The organism is Pseudoalteromonas sp. SG43-4, from assembly GCF_014164325.1.
In the GTDB taxonomy this organism is placed as follows: domain Bacteria; phylum Pseudomonadota; class Gammaproteobacteria; order Enterobacterales; family Alteromonadaceae; genus Pseudoalteromonas; species Pseudoalteromonas distincta.
On record NZ_JACJFB010000018.1, the window covers coordinates 1 to 24,649 of the forward strand.

21 protein-coding genes are annotated in these 24,649 nt (G+C 38.5%); 6 read left to right on the top strand and 15 right to left on the bottom strand.

Annotation, left to right across the window (positions count from 1 at the left end):
- Positions 1–333: 333 nt before the first annotated feature.
- Positions 334–1,503, top strand: a complete 1,170-nt coding sequence (locus tag H5160_RS15895; RefSeq protein ID WP_182721432.1) for an MFS transporter — start codon at positions 334–336, stop codon at positions 1,501–1,503.
- A gap of 74 nt (positions 1,504–1,577) precedes the next feature.
- Here the strand turns inward: H5160_RS15895 and H5160_RS15900 are convergent, their stop codons facing one another.
- The 8 genes from H5160_RS15900 to H5160_RS15935 form a co-directional block, all read right to left on the bottom strand.
- Positions 1,578–2,093, bottom strand: a complete 516-nt coding sequence (locus tag H5160_RS15900) for a M23 family metallopeptidase (protein ID WP_182737952.1) — start codon at positions 2,091–2,093, stop codon at positions 1,578–1,580.
- Positions 2,094–2,185: 92 nt separating this feature from the next.
- The gene (locus tag H5160_RS15905; RefSeq protein ID WP_165742813.1) at positions 2,186–2,452 is read right to left on the bottom strand and encodes a YrhK family protein; all 267 of its coding nucleotides are present in this window, start codon (positions 2,450–2,452) and stop codon (positions 2,186–2,188) included.
- A 151-nt stretch (positions 2,453–2,603) separates the two neighbouring features.
- Entirely contained in the window at positions 2,604–3,944 is a 1,341-nt protein-coding gene (locus tag H5160_RS15910; protein WP_002961828.1) for an SPFH domain-containing protein, read from the bottom strand.
- Positions 3,937–4,275: a hypothetical protein gene (locus H5160_RS15915; protein ID WP_024595217.1), complete on the bottom strand. Its 339-nt coding sequence runs from the start codon at positions 4,273–4,275 to the stop codon at positions 3,937–3,939. Before H5160_RS15915 ends, H5160_RS15910 begins: the two co-directional genes overlap by 8 nt.
- A gap of 234 nt (positions 4,276–4,509) precedes the next feature.
- Positions 4,510–5,997, bottom strand: coding sequence for a hypothetical protein (locus H5160_RS15920; RefSeq protein WP_182737953.1), 1,488 nt, complete (start codon positions 5,995–5,997; stop codon positions 4,510–4,512).
- 581 nt (positions 5,998–6,578) lie between these two features.
- Positions 6,579–9,671, bottom strand: a complete 3,093-nt coding sequence (locus H5160_RS15925; protein ID WP_182737954.1) for a pilus assembly protein — start codon at positions 9,669–9,671, stop codon at positions 6,579–6,581.
- A 555-nt stretch (positions 9,672–10,226) separates the two neighbouring features.
- Positions 10,227–10,637 (bottom strand): hypothetical protein, encoded by a 411-nt coding sequence (locus H5160_RS15930; RefSeq protein WP_004336087.1) that lies wholly within the window; start codon positions 10,635–10,637, stop codon positions 10,227–10,229.
- A 500-nt stretch (positions 10,638–11,137) separates the two neighbouring features.
- Positions 11,138–11,545, bottom strand: coding sequence for a hypothetical protein (locus tag H5160_RS15935; RefSeq protein ID WP_024609350.1), 408 nt, complete (start codon positions 11,543–11,545; stop codon positions 11,138–11,140).
- A gap of 378 nt (positions 11,546–11,923) precedes the next feature.
- Here H5160_RS15935 and H5160_RS15940 point away from each other — a divergent pair, with 378 nt between their 5' ends.
- Positions 11,924–12,472, top strand: a complete 549-nt coding sequence (locus H5160_RS15940; RefSeq protein ID WP_182737955.1) for a hypothetical protein — start codon at positions 11,924–11,926, stop codon at positions 12,470–12,472.
- A gap of 103 nt (positions 12,473–12,575) precedes the next feature.
- On the opposite strand, the gene H5160_RS15945 is transcribed toward H5160_RS15940, so the two are convergent.
- The 4 genes from H5160_RS15945 to H5160_RS20490 form a co-directional block, all read right to left on the bottom strand.
- A complete protein-coding gene (locus H5160_RS15945; RefSeq protein ID WP_002963249.1) occupies positions 12,576–13,826 on the bottom strand; it encodes a sodium:proton antiporter in 1,251 nt (416 codons plus the stop codon).
- Between the two features lie 280 nt (positions 13,827–14,106).
- Positions 14,107–14,514, bottom strand: a complete 408-nt coding sequence (locus H5160_RS15950) for a hypothetical protein (RefSeq protein WP_101162764.1) — start codon at positions 14,512–14,514, stop codon at positions 14,107–14,109.
- Between the two features lie 306 nt (positions 14,515–14,820).
- Positions 14,821–15,402 carry a hypothetical protein gene (locus tag H5160_RS15955; RefSeq protein WP_182737956.1) on the bottom strand — a complete coding sequence of 194 codons (582 nt, stop codon included), beginning with the start codon at positions 15,400–15,402 and terminating at the stop codon, positions 14,821–14,823.
- A gap of 4 nt (positions 15,403–15,406) precedes the next feature.
- The gene (locus H5160_RS20490) at positions 15,407–15,958 is read right to left on the bottom strand and encodes an AHH domain-containing protein (protein ID WP_278381028.1); all 552 of its coding nucleotides are present in this window, start codon (positions 15,956–15,958) and stop codon (positions 15,407–15,409) included.
- A gap of 301 nt (positions 15,959–16,259) precedes the next feature.
- Here H5160_RS20490 and sbcB point away from each other — a divergent pair, with 301 nt between their 5' ends.
- The gene (gene sbcB, locus H5160_RS15965) at positions 16,260–17,705 is read left to right on the top strand and encodes an exodeoxyribonuclease I (RefSeq protein ID WP_182737957.1); all 1,446 of its coding nucleotides are present in this window, start codon (positions 16,260–16,262) and stop codon (positions 17,703–17,705) included.
- Between the two features lie 508 nt (positions 17,706–18,213).
- Here sbcB and H5160_RS15970 read toward each other — a convergent pair.
- Positions 18,214–19,095, bottom strand: coding sequence for an NAD(P)-dependent oxidoreductase (locus H5160_RS15970; protein WP_182737958.1), 882 nt, complete (start codon positions 19,093–19,095; stop codon positions 18,214–18,216).
- A gap of 121 nt (positions 19,096–19,216) precedes the next feature.
- Here H5160_RS15970 and H5160_RS15975 point away from each other — a divergent pair, with 121 nt between their 5' ends.
- Positions 19,217–19,777, top strand: a complete 561-nt coding sequence (locus H5160_RS15975) for a glutathione peroxidase (RefSeq protein ID WP_182737959.1) — start codon at positions 19,217–19,219, stop codon at positions 19,775–19,777.
- A gap of 88 nt (positions 19,778–19,865) precedes the next feature.
- Entirely contained in the window at positions 19,866–20,846 is a 981-nt protein-coding gene (locus H5160_RS15980) for a 2-hydroxyacid dehydrogenase (protein ID WP_182737960.1), read from the top strand.
- A 94-nt stretch (positions 20,847–20,940) separates the two neighbouring features.
- Here H5160_RS15980 and H5160_RS15985 read toward each other — a convergent pair whose 3' ends face one another.
- A complete protein-coding gene (locus tag H5160_RS15985; RefSeq protein WP_182737962.1) occupies positions 20,941–22,263 on the bottom strand; it encodes a sodium-dependent transporter in 1,323 nt (440 codons plus the stop codon).
- Between the two features lie 141 nt (positions 22,264–22,404).
- On the opposite strand from H5160_RS15985, the gene H5160_RS15990 reads away from it, so the two are divergent.
- Complete coding sequence (locus H5160_RS15990) at positions 22,405–23,181, top strand: 4'-phosphopantetheinyl transferase superfamily protein (protein WP_182693749.1); 777 nt, start codon at positions 22,405–22,407, stop codon at positions 23,179–23,181.
- Between the two features lie 24 nt (positions 23,182–23,205).
- Here the strand turns inward: H5160_RS15990 and lysC are convergent, their stop codons facing one another.
- Positions 23,206–24,597 (bottom strand): lysine-sensitive aspartokinase 3, encoded by a 1,392-nt coding sequence (lysC, locus tag H5160_RS15995; RefSeq protein WP_182737963.1) that lies wholly within the window; start codon positions 24,595–24,597, stop codon positions 23,206–23,208.
- Positions 24,598–24,649: the final 52 nt, after the last annotated feature.

Sequence of the window (24,649 nt, forward strand, 5' to 3'; positions counted from 1 at the left end):
GCTCTATGTATTGCTCTACGTGCTGCTGCGAAAACTTTAAAAAGTGACGTGCAGCATGCGATATGTGCCTATCTGCTTGCATTACAAAAAACTCTATTCAGACATAAATGCTCACAAATATAAAACAATATCTACATAAAAACACTACAATAAAAAGCATAATAGATCCGATAATTTACCAAAAAGATCGTTTTAAATTTATTTATATTATTTAATAAAATATCACTTTACTTATTTTTAATTTGGCTCTAAATTCGCGCAAATTTTATTATTAAAGTAACCTCTCAAACTTTAAAACAGTGGTTATTTACCTTGATGAGTCGATAAACACACATGGCCGAATCAGCCGCCACAAGCACCTCTAATAACCCTTTAGCACCCGTTATCGGGCTGTCATTTTTTGCTATCGCATCCGGCTTTTTAATGAGCCTTATTCCGCTGTCGTTACCCGCATTTAAACTCGATGAAAACCTAGCGCCTTGGCTTGCGAGCATTTTTTACTTTGGCTTACTTATTGGCGCCACCACAATAGAGCGCATTGTGGTAAAAATGGGTCATCGCTTCGCATTTATATTATTTTTAAGCCTATTAATAGCAAGCGTGCTTGCACAACTTGCACTGCCAAATACCGTTAACTGGTTAATTGCACGATTTGTAGCAGGTGTTGCTGTTGCCGGTGTGTTTGTCGTTGTTGAGTCTTGGTTATTAATGACCAACACAGCAAAGTCGCGTGCTAAACGTTTGGGTTTATACATGACCTCACTTTATGGGGGCAGCGCGGTTGGTCAACTTGCTATAGGGCCGCTTGGCACCGAAGGTTCAACGCCTTATTTATTTGTAGCCTCGTTATTATTTTTAGCTATTTTAGCCCCTTTATTAATAACCAAAGGTCAGCCCGAAAAACAGCACCTTGAAAAACTACCACTAAAAGAAATAAAAACATTAAGCCACCCAGCTATGCTCGGATGCTTAGCATCGGGATTATTACTGGGCCCTATTTACGGCTTAATGCCGGTGTATATTGCAGCACAAGCTGATCAAGCTCAGTACACAGGAACACTTATGGCGGTTATTATCTTAGGCGGCATGGTCGTGCAGCCGCTTGTGAGTTACTTATCTACTCGGCTTGAAAAAAGCTTATTGATGGGTATGTTTTGTTTAGTAGGCGCAGCCGGTGCTGTGGGTATACTACAAGCAAACACTTTAGCAGGATTAATAGTAAGCTACTTAATACTAGGCGCATGCAGCTTTGCACTTTACCCGATTGCTATAACACTTGCGTGCGACTCATTACCAATGGCAAAAATAGTATCTGCAACTGAGGTAATGCTTTTGAGTTACAGTATTGGGTCGGTATTTGGCCCTATGCTTGCTGCAAATTTATCTGATGCACCCAACGGTATTGTGTTTTATTTAGCAGGCTGTTTAATCACTACCTGTATTTATATGTTTATTAAAAGCATTAAAAATATTCGCGCGGGTAAAACCCCAGTTGCAGGCTAATTTTTAGCTTAAATACACGCTTGCTTATTAACTAATTCTAGCTGTTAAACATCTTGATTTAACAGCTAAAACTATTATTTAGCAGTGAGTTTTTTATGTGGGCTCAAAAAAAACATCTTTTTCCACCCTTGGTTTTGCGTTGTAAAAAGCCACGGCATGGGCACTAACGATAAAATAGAATAATGCACATGAGGCTGTTTTCCTGCGGCATTTCCGGTATCGCCCAGTAAGCCAATTTGACTGTTTATGCTTACTACATCACCTGTACTTACCGAGTAGTTATTTAAATGTGCAAAATAATGCACGCGCCATTTAGGCCCAAGCACCGCAACCACCTTACCACCACGAGTTAACTCACCTGCAAATATAACAATACCGCTTGTTGAGGCAACTACAGGAGTGTTCTTTATGCCAAAAATATCAATTCCTTTGTGCACACCCGACCTACCCCAAGGCTCGTACCAAAACGTGTTATGGTTCCAATCTTTACTTGTGGCACCTTGTACCGGAATCATTATTTTTTCGGGAATTAGTAAGCCTACTATTAATAAAGTAGCTATTCCAATTGCAATCCACTTAAGTACTTTCACTTTTTCTATCCTTGATATTTAAATAACTTATACTGGTAAATAAAACACCATAATAACTGAACTCATCATGAGTCGTATTTATGGTGTTTTATTTATGAAGTTTTATTTGAATGAAATACCCGACTAACATGTACTAAGCTGATCAATTTCAAAATAGGTTTTATAAGCAATTGAGCACTGCCCGCTATAAACAGCCATGTGCCACTTTCTATTAGTGAGTCATTTAAAAAGAAAAAACTGCCAATTAAAAACCAAACAGCAATCAAAAAATCGTTAAACGCTCCCAGCGCTTCATATCGTCGCTGGATGGTAATATGCTCTTGCCCTAAATCTAAAATAAACTGATTACTGGGGTCCATAAGTACTGCTCACTCTTTTATTTAATAATTTAAAAAGCTTGTTTTCACAAGCTAAGCGCACCATACAATAACAAAATTTACGCAATAAAAAACGCTAGCCAATGCGAATCAGCCAACGTTTTTATTGTTTGTGCAATACTTAACTAATCGTTTATTTTTTCTCTTTTTCTAAACGCTTTTTAAGACTTAATGCAGCATCGGCGGCTAATAAACGCATAAATTCAGAGCCATTACTTTGCTCGCCTTGGCCTGCGCCTATTACAATTTCAGGCACTAAACGGCTATTACCTAAGCTTGTAAATAAAGCAGTTTGAATTTTAACTTCTGCTTTTAGCGTTTCATCAAATACATACTTAGGATCAAGTGCAGCAGACTTAGCTCTTAAACGAGCCTCAGCTAAAACGTCCATACCTAATGCTTCTAAACGTTGTTGCTTTAAAATCTCTTCTTGCTCTTTTGCAAGTTCCGCTTTTACAGCTACTCGTTGCTGTGCAGAAATAATGGCATTTGCCTTAATTCGTTCAGCATCAATTTGCTCTTTTATTTTTAGCTTTTCAGATTCAGCACGTTGCTTAGCAATTGCTTGCTCACCTAAAGCCACTTCAGTACGCGCTTGTTGCTCTGCTTTTTTAAGGTTTTGACGCGCTAGCGCTTCATCTGCAGCAGCCTGTTTTTGGGCTTCTAGGCGAGCATTTACTTTGCTTTCGTAGTCAATATCAATAATGCTGGCATCTACTACTGTAATACCGTAAGCGCCTAAAATAGGTGCATTACGCAGTGTATTACCCTCATCATCCATTTTAATATTAATAGTGACGCGCTGCTGTTTACTTAAATTGCCTAAATCGTCAGATTTATCGCGCTCGCCCGTACTAATAATTTGTTCAGTAACAAAAATACCGTTTGTTAATTGATCAGCAAAATCTTGGCTTAATTGACCATTACCACCAGAGTAATGTTGCTCTACCGACATCATACGCGCCGACGCTTTTACATTTTCAGTGGTTGCACGCATTAATAAATTAGATATTAATGTTTCTTGTGAACCAAACTCTTCGTGTATTTTAAGTAAACCACGTAGAGCACCCGACTCTGCTGCAGGTACATTGCCTGGTAATCTAAAACGAGAGACACCTCGTGCGCCACCTGTTGTGGTATCTAAAAATCGAATTGGTATTAGCGGTACAATTGCGCTTGCTGTTGCACCGGCATCGCCCGTAAAGTTAATCGAAATTACTTTTTTATAAGCAGATGTACTACCAAACGCTTTTAAGTAAGGGCCGGCTTGATTTATTACGGTTAAGTTACCTGTAAAAGCCGATTGATGTACTAAACGCTCATCTGCTTCATTCCACGAAACAACTTGCGATGTAAGGGTTGCTATCACTACCAATACAACAACAATTGATGACACTATAATTACATTACGACGACCAAATCGACTCATAAATGAGTCACTTTTTACTGCTGGGACTGCTTTTTCGCTATCCATTTTTATTACTCTCCATGTTTAATTTCTTTTTAACAAAGTAAATAATTTCCTGTTCACTCAAATGTGCGCAAAAGCTACCAGAGCGATGTAACTCAACAAATGTTGCAAGGATTTCTTCTTTACCTTTAGCTGTTTTATCTTGGTTTTCTTGTGTTTGATTTTTTTCTGTTAGTTGAGTGATTAGTTCATCAACTATCGTGTCTTTATCAAACAGTACGTTGTATTCCTTGGATTTTCTTACCCGACTTTTATGTACGTTGCTGTAAATTACATAAAGTGCAACGCATAAAATAATAACAAGTAAACTTAACCCTATAATATAAAAAATCATAAGCTCTACTTAAATTAGTTTAAATACTTAACGAGCAATAACAATTGTAAGCATCACTTAACAAATGTTAACCCAGTAATTTTACAGTAAACCCGAGTAAAAAACAGATTAAAAATAAAGTTCATCAGGTATACAATTATAACCGCACATAAAAGTAAGCTTTTTCAAACAAAAAATGCCAGTCAGTTATTAACTGACTGGCACTAAGCTAATATTAATTAAAGTGCTTTTACATTATTCGCATTGCACCCAGTCAACACCATTTTCACTGCACTCATGCAGCATTGTTCCATCTTCTCGGCGGGTATCTCTAAACCATTGCCCTTCAATTGTTTTAATAATACGTACGTTGTCTGTGGTTTTGTATTTACGCCAAAAGCTAGCATCAATAGATGTTTCGTCATCAAACTCATAGGGCATAGCAGCGAGTACGGTCACTAAATCTTGAGTTTCTAAGTCAGTAGCTTTGTCTTTAACATTTACCCAATCAGATAATGTTTGAAAGTCGGCATTTTCCTCTCTAAAGGCAAAGTCAGTTTGGTAAAACGATCCTGACTCAGTATAGCTAATGCTAAAACCTCGCTCGAACGGTGTATCTAAATTAGCACTAACGCATTCATCTGCTGTTGGGAAGTTAACCGATGGGCTAGTATTAGCAACGCCATAAAGCACATTGCTTTGCTCAAAACTAACGTTCTCAATGCTAGAGCATCGGTAAGTACGATCGGCGTTAATGTAAACATCGTCTCTAACTGTTAATTTTCCATTTAACGATTCTTCGCCCCAAGGCGTATCTGTTGAATCCAATCGAGACAAAATAACGTCAATTTTGTCGAGTTCGTCTGTATTTTGAAGCTTTACTTGCTCATAAATAAGTTCAGCGCCTGCAAAAATAACTTTGTCGCGGTACCATGCATTTTCAAACCCATACTCTGCATCTTTTGCTGTGTCTTGGTAAATCACTGCTCTTACTTCTTCTGCATCAGGATACTGAGCATCTAGCTCTTGCTTGAATTTATAGGCCGCTTTTAGTCCCTTAACAATTGCTTGTGCTCTGTCGTAAGCGTCGCTGTCGTTAGTAGCGATAAAATCTGAGTAAATTTGCTCTGTTGACAAATTATAATGCGCAACCAAGTTTTGCATAACATTTGTTATTTCGCTTTGAAGGTTTGCCAGTAGTTCAGTATTTTCTTTAAGTGCATCACAACTTAAATTATTGTTACCACTTTTTTGTAATTGAAGGCTCAATTGTTCCCAAATAACGGTTGTTAAAGGTGATATATTTCGAATATCTTCATCAGTCAAAGCCTCAATTGAGGGTGGAAATGACATTTGATACGCTTGTGTTACCTCGCCTAAGTCCTCGTCAATTGCGCCAACCGGTACATCAACGTACATAGTTGAATACGGCACACACAGCGCCTGCTCTTCTGTAAAATTAAAACTATAATTACCCGATTCTTCAGAGACTACAGAAGGTTCTGATTGCTCGTCAAAAGTACCATCGCCATCAATATCCAGCCATACTATTGCACCAGATACATAACCATCAATAACCTTTCCTGTAAGAGAGATAGTGTTAACTTCTACGGGATCTACTTTTATAGGATCTGGCTTAGCTACAACTGGCTCTACAACGGCCGCTTTATCACCGCCACCACATCCAACAAGGCCTAGCGTAAACGCTAATGAAATAGCTAACTGACTTTTTTTAAAAAACATACAAAGACTTCCTTTTTTGCACTTTAATTATTATTAAAAATCATATTGTTATAAGTTACTTTAATACAAAATAAGTAATGCCAATCTGCTTATATATGGGATCTAGTTAACGTTAAGAAAATTATGCTAGAACGAGGCAAAATTTTTGTATCTAGTTGTTCTAAATAAAATTTTAACGACGTTATAGTGCAATTTAATTTGTTAAATTACTCAAAGATTTATGCAGGTTGGTATAAATTTAAACAACAGAAATTTATTGAATTTTTATGGGGGGATGGCAACAAGTTAACATGCCCTGTACCTATATAGTGACACAGCATGTTATATTTAGCTCTTATATTTGTTAATTAAATATAACTAACACCAGTTATTATTGACTAATATGGACTGCAAGTGCCTAGAGTAAAGGGCTCAAGTGATGACCGAGTTTTGTAAACGAATGTATATTATACATGGGTTGGTTTAGAGCCCTTCGAAAACTCTAAACCAATTATATAAGCAAACCATTAGCATTTTTGATTTGCTCTTAAAATTGAAAAGCCACCTAACTAAGGTGGCTTATGTTTATTGCATTGTGTTTTTTAAAGTGCCTGAGTATCGTTTTCTTCGCGTTTATAAATATATGTTTGTTGGGTTTTAAAGCCAAAACCAATTGGTTCAGCGCCATTTACTAGCTTAACTTTTCCACCTTCAACATTTAAATTTGGCCCAAGTATTTCAATAGCTTTTATCGGCTTATCAGAACCTTTAACCCCAGGGCCTATTAAATAAAACTGACTAACTTGCGTTACATCCGTTGCATCATCCCAATCGCACTTACCATCCGCATCATTATCTGCACACGACGGGCCTTCCCCAAAAAATAGTTTCGGTGTATCTGGTACATCATTACTTGTTGCAAATTTCACATCGTCATAAACCTTCGTTCCATAATGCAAATGAAAGGCATAAAGCGAACCACCGCCACCCGTTAACGAACATTGGTTTTGCGTTGATGATGAAGATGCAGGCGTAAAGGAAGTAAAGTACGCAACCCCACCAACGACTGTTGCTGCAGCAAGAGACTTTTCACCCGTCCCTAATTCGTATCGCCACCCTTTAAATTCGGCTAACTTAACTTCAAGATTAACAAATTTATCAACGTCATCAAGTGCGTTACCAAATGGGTCTTCATTCATTTTCATTAAATCATCTGGCACTATTGGGGCTGGAAATTCAGTAAATATTTTTGTTAGGGTGTTTTCATCACGGATCATATACAACTGATCTTGCTCATTAGTAGCAAGTGGGTTTGAACGATTTCCGCTACCTATAACTATTGCGTCGTACGGGGTATCTAAACGGGTGGTGATCATTTCACCACCATAATTGGTTTTAGTAACTTTACTAAACAGCGTTCTAGCAACTAATGGTTTGTAAAAAAAACGTCTGTCTTGCGACGCTAATGTACTGCCAAGCTCTGCAAATTTAAAATGGGTAATATCACCTTCATCTTCACTAGGAATATCTACTCGCCAAATATTACCACCTGTATCGGTTGCATAAATTCGGTCGATATACCCGTCGTAATCTGAGTCAAGCGTAGTTACATCCGCTGCAATACTGTGCTCTCCGGTAAAACCATGTTCATCTGGAGTCAGCGCCCATACCTTTTCGCCAGTTTTAGCATTAACAATGTAGATACCTAGTCCGGTTTCATCTGTTGTTCTAATCGCATTATCTTTGTTTGTATCGTAGCCTGCGCCAAATATTAGCAATGGATCCTCACCAAAGGCTTTAATGTATGCAATTTGAGGCTTAGACCATGTTTGCGCTAAATATTTAAATTCTTCTGAGCCACCAACAATAGGCTTATTCCATAATTTTTTAGGTTCGTTAGGATCACTTATATCAAGCGCGTAGTAATTTTTACCGCCTCTGCGCATACCTGCAAATGCCCACACTTCATCACCATCACTTGCTCTAATAACACCATCGTTTAACCCTTCGCTATTTGAGCCTTTATTATTAAAGAACACACTTATAGGCCCATCCATGCCATACACTTTTGTATTTGCAAGATTACTACGCAAAGCAGGAATGTTTTTTAATAAGGCTGCAGGTGTAAAAGCCCACTTTTCTTCAACAGTATCGCCTTTGTCTTCAAACATATGTAAAAAGCCGGCATTAGTACCAACAAGTATGTGAATACTTCCATCGCCGTAATCTATAGATACCGGCTTTGAATGCAAAGGGTCGCCAAAAATATTGATTCGCTGATCTACTGATGAGTTATCACCATCTTCATTGTCAACATCAACCCCTCGTGCCCAGCTAATATCACTCTCCTGTAAAGTTAGCCCGATATTAGGAATCAAATCAGGGGCAAGATCGGTAACTGTACCTGTCGCTAAATTTAAAATGGTTTGTACTTTATCAAAAGTAAAATCAATAATACTGCCCGTTTTATCTATGTAGATTTTACGGCTATCAGGGTCTAAAGTTGATAAAAGTAAATTTACGCCACCCTGGGCTACTAAATTCCCATCTGCAGGCTTATTAGTTGGCAGCCAAAATGTTCGCGCTTTCTCATCAATTAACCCATTTTCATCAAGGGCTATTTGATCAGTTGAATCGACTATATTTGCGCCTGACACTTTTAGCTTTTTTAAATTCCCGCTCCAACGTGCGCCTGTTTCTGGGTAAAACATCGCAAAGTAAATTGACTCTCGGCTACGTGTTTGGTCAACATTATTACTTGCTACCGTAGGTGATGAAAAACTATCGTTAACTTCGCGTATTTTCGATATTGTATTATTAAGCGCTTCAGAAAGTTCAGTTGATGTATCTGCATGTAAGTACTCGCCGCCGCCCAATAAAGCGGTTTTTTCTAATAACTTTTTACCATTTGTACTCATGCCACTACCAAAACCGATAGTAAAAACTCGCCCCGTATCGGCAACCTCTGGCGTGGTGTCGTACAAGTCAACTTCAACATCTCTTGTACCATGTATTATCTGAGCTAAAGCGGCTAGATAACTATTACTTGTTTTAGAAGGATTTGAGCCAAAAGTAGATTTGTATAATGATTTGATATCATCGTTTCGGTTAGTATCACTTTGAGGATCACCGTCAGTCATCAAAATTAAATTGATTGAATTATCACAACGTACATCGGCACCAACTGCTTGGGTAAATGGTGATATGTATCGAGAGTTATTGTCGTAATATAGCGAACCAGTTTCAGCAGAAAAATCCCGCTCATTTGAGTTTTGTCCGTAGTACACTTTCTGACCTGTTAGATACAAGTAGGCTTCCCATAGGGTTTCTGTAACTGGGGTACTACCAGCCGCTGGTAAACTGTGAATTTGGCTTAAAATTGTAGAATGGGGAGATCCAAGACCTGCCATAATATAGCCGCCATTATCATTTTTAAAACGCATCAAACCAAAATCGATAGAGCTATTATCAGTAACCAACTGACTCATTGCACTGATGCCGGCATCTACTTTTCTAATACCGTTGGGTAAAAAGTTTTTCATACTTCCAGATGTATCAAAAACAATGATTACACGTGGTTTTTCGTCGGTTTCAACATTATGGTTTACGTATAGCTCTATATCTTCGGCAAATACAGAAAGGCTAATACCCACCCCGAATAACAAGGCAGCTATTTTTTTTAGTTTAAATTGCATTTTTAAATCCCTTTATTTGCGCTTTTTATTTTTATTGCGCAAGTTAATAACTACTCTATTCCCTGTTTAATTTTTAGTAAGATTGAGGTGGGACTAAAAATAAAACAAAAGTCATATCTAGCTATTCATCACAAAACAGTGATTAGCATCCACGTGGCGTCAATGCTATAAAATATATATTACTTCGATTTTTAAATAAAAACAGACTAAAGTCAAAGACATTAGGTTTTATTATCAATTAAAAACAACAGCTTAAATAAAACAATCCCGTTTTACTGCACAGTTGAATCATGCTAAAAAACTATATTTTTACCTATGTTTCTATATTTATAGATCTATGTTTTAGGTAACAAGTACTTACCAATATAAATTAGTAACGTAAGACTCTAAAAATCACCTTTAAAAACACTATTATTCAGTAAAACTGTTTTATTAAAAGAAGTGTGTTTATAGGTAACTACGGTTATTCAAACATACAAAAAAGCCCATATTAGGTGCTACCTAATATGGGCTTTTATACTCTCGCTAAATTATAAGCGCTTGATACAAGCATTCTTATAAAGATAACTCTTTTTTAGCGCGAGTTAAGTTATGTGTTACAAGTGAGTTTTTAGAAATTTGAACCGCTTCATATAAATCAGAAATACCAGCAGTGTCTTTTTGAGCCTTAATACGTGCTACACCACGGTTACTTAATGCAAACGATGTAAGTTCACGTACTTTTAAACGCGGACCATGGCTTTGCTTAAGCAATGCAATAGCTTGTGTACAAATAGCTTCTGCTTCTTCGTAGTTTCTTGCTTCAACATTTAAAGCACAGCTATTAAATGATTTTTCAAATGCGGGTGCTGCAGTTACAGAGTCTTCAATAACCATTAATTTATAATCACCTTGATTAGCCATTGCAGCAGCTGAGCAAGTTAATAATGAGCCAAGAGCGATGGTTTTTAAAAGTGTAAATTTCATGATTATATTCCTAATTAATTAAGTCGTACTTGTTGCCGACAACTAAACTTTAGAGTGTTAGCTCAATTACCACAAACGATAAAAACAAACCTAATAAGTGAATAAATCTAACCTATAGACTTTAGTCTAACACTTGTAAAAATACTTAGTAATTACAATTAGTTAAAAACCATGAAAATCACTAAACAATAAATAGCAAAATACATTTTTTTATTTTTTAATAATACCAATTCGCTTAATTAAGTGATCTATTTTGAGGATGGAAAAACGTGTTGATAGCTAGGCAAAAAATTCGCTATTTGGTTGTTCTAAATGAGAATTTTTTAACGCAGGTAGCGACACGTTTAGCCCCGCAAAATGATTATGTATTATTGCGAATTGGTATAACACAATACAAAGTTAATAAACACAAAAAAGCCGATGTTGGGGTTTAACCCAATATCGGCTTTTTTACTCTCGCTATTTTATATTATGCTTTAGTAAGCACTTTATAAAAAACCTTATAGAGATAATTCTTCTTTAGCGCGAGATAAGTTGTGCGATACCATTGAGCTGTTAGACAATTTTGATGCTTCGTATAAATCAGCAAGTGCAGCTGTATCGTTATGCGCTTTTAAGCGTGCAACACCACGGTTGCTTAATGCGAATGACGTAAGTTGGCGTACTTTAAATTTAGGGCCATCTGCGTCTTTTAAAAGTGCGATTGCTTTAGTACAAATTGCTTCAGCCTCAGCGTAATTTTTTGACTTAACATTTAGTGCGCAGCTATTAAATGATTGCTCAAGTGGCTGTGGCGCTGTTGCAGTTTCAATAACCATTAATTTGTAATCACTTTGATCAGCCATTGCAGCAGCTGAACATGTTAATAGTGAGCTAAGAGCGATAGTTTTGATAAGTGTAAATTTCATGATTAATTTCCTGTAAGTTAAGTCGTACTTGTTGCCGACAACTGAACTTTAGAGAATTAACACAACCCCGACAAACGATTAAAACAAACCTAATAAGTGAAGAAAATTAACCTATAGACCTTAGTCTAATACGTTTAAACTTTTTCTATATATTTAAACAACTTACGCACCAACAATCGTGCCTAAAATCGCTACTTTACGTTTTAAAATGTATATAATTATTTATGCTTTTTTTTAGTTGGTTTTATTTTAAACACCTTACTTTGGCATAGCTGAGTAACTATCAAACAAATTTATACATTTAATTACATGCAATACTAAGTCATGTATTTATAATTACAGCTCTGGTAACTTTTCATCATTAATGGGTTAACTTTTTTGAAACACATACTTTCTCTTTTTGTTTTATTAAGCACGCTTTTATCATTTAGCCAAAATGTTAACGCAAGGCTTTTGCTCGGTAATGACATGCCTAACACCGGTATGTTTATAAAATCAGAATTTAATGGCGATAGCAGCATTACATCTGCGGGTGTAGAAATGATGATCAAACAAAATTACAGTAACTTTGGTGTTGTTTTTACCAGCGCAATTGGCGCGGCAGTAATCGATAATAAACAAGGCGAGCAAGAAGAATTTATAACGTGGGACAACGGCATGAAGCTTGGTTATTTTAATGACTTTTTTATATACGCCGAGCTTGGCTTAGATCTGTTCGAACTCGCCTTTAAAAACGATAGGGGCGACAACACCTACCAAATAGAAAAATCGAACAACGACATAGACGGCTACGCAGGTATAGGTGCGGGTTATCACTTTAAGCCATTTAAAATAGAAGTATTTACCCGAGCACGCCAAATAGATGGCGACTACTGGGAAGCACAAGAACATATTTACAGCGGTGTGCAGCTCAGTTTTACGTTTTAATTGCCCTTTTCTTATAAGAAAAATAAAAAGCGTGTGAAATACAGCTATTTCACACGCTTTTTAAAGAATTATATTTAACAGGTTTAGTCTAACCAATTTATATTTAACGGATAGTTTTGGCTACTTTACCAATACTCAAACCCTGAATTAAAATAGAAAACACCACAACCGCATAAGTGAGAGCCAATAAAATATCGCGCTCGTTCCCATCAGGTAATTGCAATACCAGTGCCACCGAAATACCACCGCGCAAGCCACCCCAGGTTAAAACTTTCCACGCGCCAGATGGCAACTCTAATTGCTTATTAAATGTAGTGGTTGTTATACCCACAACAATTAAACGTGCCATTAACGCTATTAAAATTGTTAAGCCACCAGCAATAAACAAATTACTCGAAAATGCAATCATGACGACCTCAAGCCCTATGAGTACAAATAAAATGGCATTTAAAATTTCGTCAATCAGCTCCCAAAATAAATCAACGTAATGGCGTGTTTTGTCGCTCATAGCCATACTACGACCATGATTACCCACCATTAACCCCATCATTACCATTGCAAGTGGGCCCGACAAATGCCAATGGCTTGCAAGTGCATAGCCACCAATAACGCCCGCTAAAGTAAGGAGTACTTCTTCTTGGTAACTATCAATACTTTTAAGTAAGTAATATAAAATACCACCTAATACCAAACCAAAAACAATACCGCCACCGGCTTCTACCGCCAGCGTGTGTGCGACATAATAAGTTGTAGGAATATCACCACTTGATAAAACACCCAATAAAAGCACAAAAATAACCACGCCAATACCATCGTTAAACAACGATTCACCCGCAATCACGGTTTCAATACTTTTAGGCGCCCCCGCAGATTGTAAAATTCCCATTACCGCAATAGGATCAGTTGGCGAAATTAATGCGCCAAATAATAAACACCATATAAATGCTAAATCAAAACCAAGCAAAGGAAGTACTAAATAAAGCGCACCAGCAATAATAACCGTTGATAGCAACGTACCAACACAGGCCAAAATACCTATTGGCAATTTATAGCGCCTTAAGTCGCTAACATTTACGTGCAGCGCCCCAGCAAAAAGCAGCATTGAGAGCATGCCATCGAGCAAAACTTCAGTAAAATCTAACTGATCGAGCAAGCTCACTTCGTAATCTATAAGATCATCAAACCCTAAAAAGCCCAAAAATATAGCGCCGATAGATAAAAGCATCGAAATAACCATAACGCCAATGGTTGTTGGCAGGCCAATAAAGCGATGGTTTACATAGGTGAGTAACGCGGTAATTGATAAAAATATCGCACTTATTTCAAGTACGCTTAGGCTGGTTCCTGGTGCCATGGTTTAAATCTCAATATTTATTTAATGATGCCTTGCTCAAAAAAAGCAAAGCAGAAGGGTTATTATTTTTATACGGTTATCTCGCATTATATTCGTGTAGCCTAAACAAGCATACCCAAAATATTAATTATAAATACACACCCTACTCTGTTAACGTATTTAAAGTATTAACTCACGCGTTAAATAAAACAAAAAAGCCCATGTTAGGAATTAACCTAACATGGGCTTTTTTACTCTCGCTATTTTATAACATGCTTTTGGTAAGCACTTTATAAAGTGTTTATAAAGAAAGCTCTTCTTTAGCGCGAGTTAAATTGTGCGATACCATTGTACTTGTAGACATTTGGTTTGCTTCGTATAAATCAGCAAGGCCAGCAGTGTCGTTGTTCGCTTTTAAACGTGCAACACCACGGTTGCTTAATGCGAATGACGTAAGTTGGCGCACTTTAAATTTAGGGCCATCTGCGTCTTTTAAAAGCGCAATTGCTTTAGTACAAATTGCTTCAGCCTCAGCGTAATTTTTTGACTTAACATTCAGTGCACAGCTATTAAATGATTGCTCAAGTGGCTGTGGCGCTGTTGCAGTTTCAATAACCATTAATTTGTAATCACTTTGCTCAGCCATTGCAGCAGCTGAACATGTAAGTAGTGAGCTAAGAGCGATAGTTTTGATAAGAGTAAGTTTCATGGTCGTAGTCCTGTTGGTTAAGCCGTGCTTGTTGCCGACAACTGAACTTTAGAGAATTAACACAAAATCGACAAACGATTAAAACAAACCTAATAAGTGAAGAAAATTAACTTATAGACTTTAGTCTAATGCCAAATTACTAATTTACAAAAGTTTAAGAACCTTATTTTTAGTTGGGTTATCAGTGATGCTGAAAACCATACAAGTACCTTTAATGACATGGACCAAATAGGTTAATGGATTAGTTTACTTAAGAAGTAAACTAATCAGCAATCATAACAGCCCGCTAGTTTTGGGATAACGTGTTTATATTACATTAACTTCTGTAAATTTTAGGCCTTTTAAATTATGGCTTTTAACCAAGTCATATAAGCCCCCTTCTTCATCCGTACAAAAGGTAAATATTCCAGCTCCTTTCACTTTAAACAACCCACCGTGTTTTATAGCATTTTTGCTTAAAGCGAGTTTTTTAAAGCGCCTGATTCTATTTACACGACCATTCTTCATGTTCAACTCTGTGTGCTCTTGGTTAATTGCGTCTTGTTGCTCTAGAATATTTAACGCGAACCATTCTTCACCATTAAGATTTAGTGGTAAAAATTCACAGCATTCTCTAAGTGTTGGCTCAAACATACCTTTTAAAGGTGCTGGAATTACGAAAGCCATTGCTCCCCAGCCTGCTACATCGGGTTTATTAGTAGGAGTTTCACCTTCGACTATTAACCAATCAACATCTACAACACGCCAGTCATCACCTTTTGAGTTGCCGTTAAAAGTATAAATATCGTTGCTTGTTAACTGTATTGACTGCTCGAACATTGTTTCTTGTAACAGCAAATATTCACCAGCATCAACGCCAACAGCATAAACTTTATTAAATTCTTTCATTTAATTACCTTGGTATCATATTTGATAATTCTTCATGTAGTGGGAAATCACCACTTTGTAATTCGTCGCCAATATCTCTAAGTAACTCTATTACACCTGTGCGCCCTAAACCTTCAGCTATAGTATCGGTAAGTAAAGCTTCTACGTTTAAGAAATATTCGCTTGTGTGGGTTTTTGTATGTGCTTCAGCCTTAGGCATTGCATCCATTGGAGTATGTTTAGCAAATCTAGGAAGAAATACTCCATTTGCTTCATGGTCAATATCGATTCCAAAGCCTGCTAGTCTAAGCCTAGCCTTTGAAGCTCGGGGATCGTCCCAAGCGACTATATGGTGAGCCGCCATATTTTCACCTCTTTCCCTACCTGCTGCAATCATATTTCTACTTAGTTTAATACTGTGCCGCTTATTATGCTCCCACCGTACATGCCTACTAAGTATTAAGTCATCTTTACTTATAAGCCCTTTTTTATAACGTGCTGAATCAATAATTTCGCCTCGATAGTAAATAGCATATTGAGTAGCTTGGTTTTTAGCAATTGAGGGATTACCAGTCACGGTGAGAAGGTCTTGCTCTAACTATTGAACGGTTACGTACTCTTTTGTATTAGAAGGCATGCTAAATTTATTCCTTTAAAATGATTTTAATACTCCTGCTTAAATAGTGTCATTTTGGTAACTAAATGCAATATGGGTACAAAACTCAAGCTTGACGTATTATTCCAAAGTTCCGTGAACATCATTTCTCACCCAAACCTATAAACTCCCTCGCCCATATGCCATAATCTAAATAATTCATTATTTTAGTAACTTGGCGCGTATTTAGGCGCTTTTAAGTTAACTACTCAGGGTTTTCAGCATGGCATATCAAGAGCAAAATCAAGCAACAATCTATTGGCACGACTACGAGACTTGGGGGGCGAGCCCTCAAAAGGATAAGCCGAGCCAATTTGCGGGTATTCGTACCGATCTTGATTTAAATATAATTGGCGAGCCGCTTATTGAATATTGTAAGCCGCAAGCGGATTACTTGCCTCACCCTGAGGCATGTTTAATTACGGGCATTACGCCACAAGTGGCGATGAAAAAAGGCTTAGTTGAAGCTGAGTTTATAGCAAAAATTCATGCCGAATTTAGCGTGCCAAACACTTGTGTTGCCGGTTATAACAGTATTCGGTTTGACGACGAAGTAAGCCGTTATAGCTTTTACCGTAACTTTTACGACCCATACGAGCGCGAATACAAAAATAACAATAGCCGATGGGATATTATAGATTTAGTACGTGCTTGTTATGCGCTGCGTCCTGAAGGTATTGAATGGCCGTTAAAAGAAGACGGCAGCCCAAGCTTTAAGCTAGAACATTTAACCGTAGCCAATGGTATTGAACACGCTGCAGCGCATGATGCGCTAAGCGATGTAACCGCCACTATTGCACTGGCTAAGCTAATAAAAGAAAAACAGCCAAAGCTATATAACTTCTTTTTTGGGCTGCGTAATAAAAAAGCCCTTGCTGAATTGGTTGATGTATTTAACATGACGCCGCTGGTGCATACCACGTCGCGCATACCTGCAACACAAGGCTGTACAAGCTGGGTTGCACCAATGAGCTTTCATCCGGTAAATAAAAACGCGGTTATTTGTTTTGATTTAACCCAAAATCCACAAGTACTCATTGATTTAAACGTAGAAGAGTTACGCAAACGCTTATACACCAAACGTGTTGATTTAGCCGAGGGTGAATTACCTGTTGGCTTAAAACTAGTGCATTTAAACAAGTGCCCTATTTTAGCCCCAGCTAAAACGTTATTGCCTGAAAACGCCGCCCGCCTAGGGATTAACCGCGAGCAGTGCTTAGCTAACTTAGCTATTTTAAAAGCCAATACCGACCTTCGCGATAAAGTAACCGAAGTGTTTAACGAGCAAGGCGATTACAGCGCAACTACTAACGTTGACTACCTACTTTACAATGGTTTTACAAGCCATGCCGATAAAGCTAAGTTTGCGATTATTCGCGATGCTAAACCAGATGAATTAGCAGGGTTGAAGTTAGACTTTGAAGATAAAAAGTTTAATACATTGTTGTTTAGATACCGCGCACGTAACTGGCCTGAAACGCTAAACCAGCAAGAACTTGATCAATGGCGCCAGTATTGCCAAAACAAGTTAATGCACGGCGAAGATCAACCATCGATTAACGCGCAAGATTTTATGATCACCCTTGAAAACCTAGCGCATGAACATGACGACAGCGAAAAAAACCTTACAATTTTAAAGGCGTTGTATAACTACGCACAAAGCATGTAATTTTGTTTGTATAACGCATTAAAAACGCGACGCTTTAGCAATAAAGCGTCGCGTTTTTGTTTATAAATATCTGTACCACTTAAAACAAAGCAAAATCTATTTCACAAAGAGAAGCGAATGAGGAGTAAATGAGAAGACATAAAAACAATAATTTTTTAGATCTATTACTTCCTCTAAAAGCGCAGCGCCTCATAACCTCTTTGTGAATAAATTACTTTACGGGCTTTGCCCGTCACGCAAGCAAGCTTCGCGTCTACGAAACAACAATAAACTATACTTTGGGGTAAACGTAGAGATCGCTCACGTGAAAAGCGCAGCTTTTAATTACTTAAATAAAAATCTATTTCACAAAGAGAAGCGAATGAGGAGTAAATGAGAAAATATAAAGACCAACAACAATCTTTTTATCTATCACTGCCTCTAAAAGCGCAGCGCCTCATAACCTCTTTGTGAATAAATTACTTTACGGGCTTTGCCCGTCACGCAAACAAGCTTCGCGTCTACAGCGTTACTTTTTATGTAGCGCTTCAATGCGTGCTAGTAAGCTTGAGGTGTCGTATCTGCCGCCGCCAAGTGCTTGTACGTCGGCGTAATATTGATCGACCGTTGCGGTCATTGGTAAAGTAGCGCCATTGTTTTTAGCTTCATCGAGTGCAATGCCTAAATCTTTACGCATCCAATCTACGGCAAAACCAAATTCATATTCACCCGCCCACATTGTTTTGTAGCGGTTTTCCATTTGCCACGAACCGGCTGCACCTTTAGAAATGGTTTCTATAACTTTTTCGCCATCAAGCCCAGCTTGCTTGGCAAAATGTAAGCCTTCGGCTAAACCTTGCACTACACCAGCAATACAAATTTGATTAACCATTTTACAAAGTTGTCCCGAGCCAACGCCGCCTAGTAATTGGCTAAAACGACTAAACGCCGCCATAACTGGCTGCACTTTAGCAAATACAGCTTCACTACCACCCGCCATAACCGTTAATACGCCGTTTTCGGCGCCAGCTTGTCCGCCCGATACAGGCGCATCTATAAAGTCGATATTTTGCAGAGCCGCTTTTGCAGCCACTTCGCGTGCTACTTCGGCAGAGGTTGTGGTGTGATCAACCAAAATAGTGTGCGGTAACATGCCCGCTAACACGCCGTCGTCGCCATACACTACTGAGCGTAAATCGTCATCATTCCCAACACACATAAATACAATATCGGCATTGCTGGCAGCTTCGCGCGGGGTTGATGCAAAGCTTCCTGAATGTTCTGCAGTCCACGCTTTTGCTTTAGCTTGAGTGCGGTTATAAACGCATACGCTGTGCCCTGCTTTTGCTAAGTGCCCCGCCATTGGGTAACCCATTACGCCTAAACCTATAAATGCGACTTTCATTGACATAAAAATGACCTATTTAACTGATAACTTAGAAACTAGACCTCGATTATGTCAACCGGTCGATAAAAAAGCGAATGAAAGTCTTTATAAAATTTCCTTAGCGGGAAAGGTAAGTAGGTAACCTATGGACAGTATTTATCAATTTAATGCACCACTTTATAACAGCGAAAATTTTCCTCTTAGCCAGTTACAGGGCAAAACCGTCCTTATTGTTAATACAGCGAGTAAGTGTAATTTTTCGGTGCAATTAAACGCGCTCGAAAAGCTCTATCAGCAATACAAAAGCAATGGTTTTACTGTGCTTGCGTTTCCGTGTAACCAGTTTGGCCAAAATGAGCCGCTTGATAATTTAGCCATTAAAGACTTTTACCAAGATCAATTTAATATCTCGTTTGAGGTATTTGGTAAGGTAATGGTAAACGGGCCAGAAACACATCCGTTGTTTAATTATTTAAAGTCGCATACGCGGGGTATTTCGCAAAACCGTGCAATTAAGTGGAATTTCACTAAGTTTTTAATTAACTCACAAGGGCAACTTGTTGCACGCTATGCACCGCGTACTAAGCCCGAAACACTTAAACAAGTAATAGAAAGCAACTTACTGCAAGCTGCAAAGTTAAGCGCTGCAAGAGGTGGTAAAAAGGTAGCATCAAAAATACCTTTGTTTACGGCAGCTAAGGCTTAATTTAAATCAATAAAATGCGTGTTACTAAAGCACAGGTTTATAAAGTAGTTTATTGTATTGATACTTATTAAGCGTCGAGGCTATTACCATGAATATTGCTTTTTTTAGTACTCAAAAGTACGAACTGCCTTTTTTTGAACAAAGTACACGCGATCATCGTGATATAAAAATAACGTATTTTGAGCAATCCCTGAGCGAACAAACGGCTATTTTAGCAAGCGGGTTTGATGCCATATGTGTATTTGTAAACGACACCGTAAACGACACGGTTATTGAACAATTGGCAAGCCAAGGCATAAATACTATTTTACTGCGTTGTGCAGGATTTAATAACGTTGATTTACCTGCAGCAAAAGCACATAAAATTAAAGTATTACGCGTACCGGCTTACAGCCCAGAAGCAGTAGCCGAGCATTGTATTGCACTTATGCTAACACTTAGCCGTAAAACCCATAAAGCGTATAACCGCGTACGCGAAGACAATTTTGATTTAAACGGATTGCTTGGTTTTAACTTGCACAATAAAACCGTGGGTATTGTAGGTTGCGGTAAAATTGGCCTTGCGCTGTGTAACATTTTAAATGGCTTTGGCGCTAAAGTATTAGTGTGCGACCCATACGCGCAACCTGGCAATTATACAATTACCGATATAGACACCTTGCTTAGCCAAAGCGATGTGATTTCTTTACATTGCCCACTGAACGAGCAAACTCATCATTTAATAAATGATGAGGCATTTAGTAAAATGAAAACCGGCGTTATGCTCATTAACACTTCTCGCGGTGCATTGCTTGATAGTAACGCGTGTATTAGCGCGCTTAAAACTAAAAAGCTAGGTTACCTGGGACTCGACGTTTACGAGCAAGAATCGGAGCTTTTTTTTAAAAACCACAGCGACGAAATAAACCAAGACGATATATTCTCGCGCTTAGTGAGCTTTAAAAACGTATTAGTAACGGGGCATCAGGGATTTTTTACGCAAGAAGCACTTACCGAAATAGCAAACACAACCGTATTTAACGCGCTTGAAGTAAGTGAAGGTAGGCCTCTAACTAATGAGGTTTTATAAAGACCTAAGCTATACCTAGATAACAGGCACAAAAAAAGCGAATAAGGTGAGCCCTATTCGCTTTTTTTGTTTAAAAATTCACTTTAAATAGAGCTTAACCAAACGCAACGTTTGCAAATACCAAGGTCATTAATATTGGGCAAACAAAACGAATATACTGAGCAAACCAGTAATGTAGGCCTGTTGTTGCTTGGTGTAATTTATTACCACGCTGCCACATCCAACCTACCGTAATAAAGTAAAACAAGCCCATAAGCGGCAATTGGTATTGAGTAAATAGCATAATAACTAAGCCAAATAACCAATCAAAATTTAGTATAATTGCGCTTGCACACACAAGTACAACGGCGCTCACTGCCCATGTTGCTTTGGTGCGACTAACGTTGTGGTTTTCGACTAAAAACGCTACCGGAATTTCAGTCGTCGATATAGTTGACGTAACCGATGCGATAGACATTAATACAAAAAACAATAAACCAACTAATAAGCCAATTTCGCCCATGGTGCTAAATAGCTCAGGTAAAATAGCAAAAATTAGCTGCCCTTCACCAATCAATTTACCGCCACTAAATACCTCTACACCGTTGTGCTGCGCCACATAAATAGCAGGAATAATAAGTAACCCCGCTAAAAAAGCAACGCCAGTATCAAGTAGTGCAACACCTGCTGTGAGCTTTGGTAAATTAGCATCTGGTTGTAAATACGAGCCGTAAATCATCATACAACCCACACCTAACGAGAGCGAAAAGAACGCTTGCCCCATTGCGGCAATAATTAAATTAGGGTCGAGTATTTGGCTAAAATCAGGGATTAAATACGCGGCAAAGCCTTCGCTTGCGCCATCGAGTGTTGCAATGTAGGCAATTAAACCAACAAGCAGCACAAGCAGAAGTGGCATCAAACGGCGCGACCAAGTTTCGATTCCCGATTTAACCCCTTTTAAAATAATACTGGCAGTTAAAATAAGCATAAGCGGCGTAAATACAAAATTACGCAGCACTGAGTCGCTATGTAAAAATTCGCTTGCGCCTGTGAAACCTAAAAAGGTTGTTATGGGTTCAATAGCGTACGAGAGCATCCACCCTGCCACTATTGAATAAAAACTTAGCATAACAACTGCGCCCGCAAGGCCTATGTAACCGGCTGCTGCACCTACTTTACGGCTAGTGTTTTGCCATGCATCGCCCAATGCTTTTACCGGGTTAGCTTGTGCTTTGTGACCTAAATAAAGTTCGGTATACAGCGCAGGTAGCGCAAGTAAAAATATAACAATAAAATAAACCAGTAAAAAAGCACCGCCGCCATGGTTGGCCGCTTGCGTAGGAAAACCCCAAATATTACCCAAACCCACTGCTGCGCCAGCAGCGGCTAAAACAAAACCAAGTCGGCTTTGAAACCCATCACGCACTTGTGCCATACATCTACAAATCTGTTATTATTTTGATTATTGTGAATTAAACCATATTTCATGCCAGCTGAGTAATAAAATTGTACCCAGCCTTTATTAGTGGCGTTAACCGCTCACAATATCAGCGACTTCTTTTGCTTTAGGGCTTTTATGACTGAACACTATTTTAAAAACGCCTTGAGTATTACTTCAACTCAATTGGCAAATTTGTCTTTAGCGAGTAACAGTATTTTATTATTTAATGCTAAAACACTTGAGCTTAGAGACTTTAATTTGCCCGATTGCTTAAGCCCGTTTGAGTTAAACATTATAAACCGCCGTAAAAGCCCACAAGCTAAGCAAGAGTATTTAGCGACGCGGTTATTGTTAAAACACCTTATTAAAGTAGCGCAGCCGCAACATGCGCACGTAGCCCTTAATAAAATGAGTACAGAATTTGACGAGGCAAGCTCAAAGCTGCAAGTACATGTAAGTGGTGATGTTATTAATACCTGTATTTCGCACTCACATGGTTTAGTTGGAGTCGCGCTAAATTTTGATAAAAGTGAGTTTGGTTTTGATATTGAAAAAGTAAGCCTAAAGCGCCCATTTGAAAAGCTAGCTAAGCATTTTTATCATAATGATGAAATTACACTTATCACCAAGCCTACTAATACCCAAGCCCAAGCAGATACGTTTTTTAGAATTTGGACACTAAAAGAGTCTCTTGCTAAAGCCACCAGCCGCCCTATTGCAAAGTTACTTAGCCCCAATGTGTTTGACGAATTAAATAGTGCAAAGCTGAGTGCTTGCAGTAATCGCGTTACTGTAGCTGATAGCAGTGACAGTAATGTTTGTTTTGATGTGAGTGTGGTGCATAAAAAAAGCACCGACTGGCGATGCTTTTTATTAAATGACTTTATTAATTTTGTTAAGCAACCTTACTAGTTAATTTTCCTGAATAACCGTTATTTACGCAGCAAAATCGTTTTCTAATAAACGGCTATGAATAGACTGTACTACGTTATCTGACTCAGTTTGCTCTACTAAAAAGCACAGGTTGTGCTTACTAGCACCGTGACAAATTAATCGAATGTTAAAGTCTTTTAGTACACTCATTAAGTTCATTTCGTGTTGGCGTAATTGAATCTCAGAGCCAATAAGTGCCACCAATGTTAGGTTGTTTTCTACCGAAACATGGCAAAATTCTGCAAGCTTATCTAGGCATTCTTGATCAAGCTCTGGGCGCGAGGCGTTTTGCGCGTTATCAAGCGTTATAGCTACACTGATTTCTGATGTGGTTACCAAATCTACCGATATATTATATTCACTTAATAGTGTAAATACGCGTGCTAAAAAGCCGCTTGCTAGTAGCATTTCTGGGCTTTTAAGCGTAAGCAATATTTGGTTTTTACGTTGCGTTACTGCGCGTATACCTGGTTGCTGCGATTTTTCGCGCTCAATCCACGTACCGCCACGCTCTGGCTCGCGGCTAGAACCTACAAACACGTTAATGTGGCTACGGCTCGCTGGTAAAATAGTTGCTGGGTGTAATACTTTTGCGCCAAAGGTTGCCATTTCAGCGGCTTCGTCAAAACTTAAGCGTGCAATAGGCGTCGCTTTTGCGCACAAACGCGGGTCGGTGCTAAAAATGCCCACTACGTCGGTCCAAATATGCACACTTTTAGCGTTAATCGCTTCAGCTAGTAATGCAGCGCTATAGTCAGAACCACCACGTCCTAGCGTTGTGGTGTGACCGTATTCGTCACTACCAATAAATCCCTGAGTTACAATTACTTGAGTGTCTAATAACGGAATTAAATGCTCTTTAGCAGCTTGCGCTGTGGCTGAAACATTGGGCGTTGCTTTGCCAAATTGGCTGTCTGTTTTAAGCACCTTGCGCACATCAAAGCGATCGGCGTTTAAACCTTGTAAACGCAGCACTTGAGCAAACAAATACGACGACAAACGCTCACCAAAGCTAAGTAGCTCGTCGTGTTGCTGAGCGGTTGTTAGTGGCTCTTGAGCCAATGTTTGAAATGCTTTTAGGGTTTCGTTAAAGCCAACAGCTAAATCGGCATCTAGCGATAATTCATCTAAAATAGTTTGTTGAATAGCAAGAACGCCATTTATGTGTTCTTGGCGCTCACTTGAAGTAATGCTTGATTTACACAGTGCAACTAAGTGATTAGTTACGCCGGCACTGGCGCTCACGGCAACAATACGTACGCTTTTATCTGCAACAATAATTTCGCTACAGCGACTCATCGCTTCAAAATTTGCAACACTTGTTCCGCCAAATTTGGCAACGATGTAATCTGATTTTGCGCCTGATACTGTTTGTGGCACTGATTGGGTAGTCATTTAGTCTCCTTTCGCGGTATCCAAACCGCAATAAAACAAGAAGAACTTGGCA

What these genes read in the sequence shown, in the direction of transcription:
- H5160_RS15895 (WP_182721432.1), top strand. Translation starts at nt 334, where the DNA reads ATGGCCGAATCAGCCGCCACAAGCACCTCTAATAACCCTTTAGCACCC.
- H5160_RS15905 (WP_165742813.1), bottom strand. Translation starts at nt 2,452, where the DNA reads ATGGACCCCAGTAATCAGTTTATTTTAGATTTAGGGCAAGAGCATATT.
- H5160_RS15910 (WP_002961828.1), bottom strand. Translation starts at nt 3,944, where the DNA reads ATGGATAGCGAAAAAGCAGTCCCAGCAGTAAAAAGTGACTCATTTATG.
- H5160_RS15915 (WP_024595217.1), bottom strand. Translation starts at nt 4,275, where the DNA reads ATGATTTTTTATATTATAGGGTTAAGTTTACTTGTTATTATTTTATGC.
- H5160_RS15920 (WP_182737953.1), bottom strand. Translation starts at nt 5,997, where the DNA reads ATGTTTTTTAAAAAAAGTCAGTTAGCTATTTCATTAGCGTTTACGCTA.
- H5160_RS15925 (WP_182737954.1), bottom strand. Translation starts at nt 9,671, where the DNA reads ATGCAATTTAAACTAAAAAAAATAGCTGCCTTGTTATTCGGGGTGGGT.
- H5160_RS15930 (WP_004336087.1), bottom strand. Translation starts at nt 10,637, where the DNA reads ATGAAATTTACACTTTTAAAAACCATCGCTCTTGGCTCATTATTAACT.
- H5160_RS15935 (WP_024609350.1), bottom strand. Translation starts at nt 11,545, where the DNA reads ATGAAATTTACACTTATCAAAACTATCGCTCTTAGCTCACTATTAACA.
- H5160_RS15945 (WP_002963249.1), bottom strand. Translation starts at nt 13,826, where the DNA reads ATGGCACCAGGAACCAGCCTAAGCGTACTTGAAATAAGTGCGATATTT.
- H5160_RS15950 (WP_101162764.1), bottom strand. Translation starts at nt 14,514, where the DNA reads ATGAAACTTACTCTTATCAAAACTATCGCTCTTAGCTCACTACTTACA.
- H5160_RS15955 (WP_182737956.1), bottom strand. Translation starts at nt 15,402, where the DNA reads ATGAAAGAATTTAATAAAGTTTATGCTGTTGGCGTTGATGCTGGTGAA.
- sbcB (WP_182737957.1), top strand. Translation starts at nt 16,260, where the DNA reads ATGGCATATCAAGAGCAAAATCAAGCAACAATCTATTGGCACGACTAC.
- H5160_RS15970 (WP_182737958.1), bottom strand. Translation starts at nt 19,095, where the DNA reads ATGTCAATGAAAGTCGCATTTATAGGTTTAGGCGTAATGGGTTACCCA.
- H5160_RS15975 (WP_182737959.1), top strand. Translation starts at nt 19,217, where the DNA reads ATGGACAGTATTTATCAATTTAATGCACCACTTTATAACAGCGAAAAT.
- H5160_RS15980 (WP_182737960.1), top strand. Translation starts at nt 19,866, where the DNA reads ATGAATATTGCTTTTTTTAGTACTCAAAAGTACGAACTGCCTTTTTTT.
- H5160_RS15985 (WP_182737962.1), bottom strand. Translation starts at nt 22,263, where the DNA reads ATGGCACAAGTGCGTGATGGGTTTCAAAGCCGACTTGGTTTTGTTTTA.
- H5160_RS15990 (WP_182693749.1), top strand. Translation starts at nt 22,405, where the DNA reads ATGACTGAACACTATTTTAAAAACGCCTTGAGTATTACTTCAACTCAA.
- lysC (WP_182737963.1), bottom strand. Translation starts at nt 24,597, where the DNA reads ATGACTACCCAATCAGTGCCACAAACAGTATCAGGCGCAAAATCAGAT.